Annotated in this window: 1 protein-coding gene; it reads right to left on the minus strand. The window is 38.2% G+C overall.

Going from position 1 to position 1680, the window contains the following annotated elements:
• Positions 1–9 precede the first annotated feature (9 nt).
• The coding region (locus P8O70_16085) for a hypothetical protein (GenBank protein ID MDG2198362.1) at positions 10–1680 on the minus strand (1671 nt) is incomplete at its 5' end.

The following is a 1680-nucleotide window of genomic DNA, read 5'->3' on the forward strand; positions in this document are numbered from 1 at the left end:
ATCAAAATGTTAGGTAGCGAGGAGGTTTTCGTCAGACATGCCAAAATTGAATTCAATTCCTGATTTATCATCATCTTTGTTTTCAAGGCAAATAGACGCACTTTTTCCAAAGTAACCAGGAATGTTAGTATTCAATACAGAGATCTGAATCTTAAAGCGTTGATGTCCATCATCAATCCAGTCTGGGCTACCTAATATTTTGATATCTTGGTATGTGATAGCATTAGACTCATTAAAAGTAATATCTTGAAAATTAATGGAATTATTCCCCTCGTCAATCAGGTAGCCCTCACTTTCATCCTCAGAAAATACTCTCAGTTTGACAGTGCCCTCGATTGGTTGTGATAGTGCAATCTTGATTGTGGCTACAGGTGAATCAGTTTCTTTCACAACACTTATTGGCAGTGAAATGTTGAAATCAGATGTGTCGCCAGATATTTCTCCAGTTGCTTTACAACTATTTGAAGTGGTTGTAGTGTTGTCGAACTCATAGGTATCAGAGGAAAGTGGTGAGGGCCGATAGTCGTCATCAAGGTTTACAAGGTGGATATCTTGTGGGAGCAGACTATCGTAGTTAGGATCAGTACTAGAGGCATCATAAAATTGAATTTGATAGGGTTGGTTTCCATTTAGTTTATCATCTAAGCCAATCACTTTGATCTCTTCACCTAAGCTCCAGTTAGTAGAGTCCAGAGTGATTCCAGTACGATTAGGATTGCCAATACTGGAATTATCAGACTTTAACTTTAGATATACTGGCGCTGTGGGCTGATTTCTCAGTTTTAAACGAAAGGCATAAACACCACCATCATCACTAGTAAATCTCTCTGCTTCTTCTTTGAAGTAGACAAACTCATAGCCTGCTGCTGCACTACTATTGTCACTTCTCAAGTTGATAAAAGTGGTCGCTGTGGTATTGAAATCTCCTCCTATAGCTTGCAAAGTTACTTCTGCACTTAGGTCTACCCCTGTCCTGAGCTTAAAAAATTGCTGATCATTCCAATTATTGCTATTGAAGTTAATTGATGAAGTTTCAAAGACATCTTTGATGGTTTGCAAAGTATCATTTGCTAATTGGACAGTTACCGTGGAGCTTGGTTTGGCACGTAATTGAACAGGAAGGACGTATTTCCCTTGGCTAGCCATGTACTGGACTGAACCTAACAAGATTCCAGCGTAATCATTATCTGTGTTAGTTAGATCGAATTTAGGACTAAGATTTAGTTCTTTATAGTTTGTATCGTCACTAGATGACTCGATAGCCAGAGTTATTTGTTGAGATCCATCAATATCTGAATCATCTTTACCTTTAATGCATAAAAGTTGGGACTGGTTCCAGTCGCTAGAGTTGAAAGACAAAGGTGACTGCTGACAATTTCCAATGATTTGTTTTTCGTTTGTACAATTTGTTTTATCATTGATTAAGATTGCTTCCTCAGAGTTAGAAGTAAAACTAGGACTTACTGTTACAAGATTCGCAGGTTTTGTATTCAAACGAACAGCCAAGTAATCACAATTTCCTGATTCAGAGAGTCCGAGGTTGCCTAGAGCCATTGTTAGCCCTGGGGTGTTTTGATCCTGATTTGTAAAAGGTGGATCTGTCTTAAGAATATTTGAGTTTATGCTCTCGTAAATTAGATCACCACTAAAAGTGTAGGTAAGGTAGTATAACTGGTCAGT

The sequence above is a fragment of the SAR324 cluster bacterium genome (assembly GCA_029245725.1).
Taxonomy (GTDB): Bacteria; SAR324; SAR324; order SAR324; family NAC60-12; genus JCVI-SCAAA005.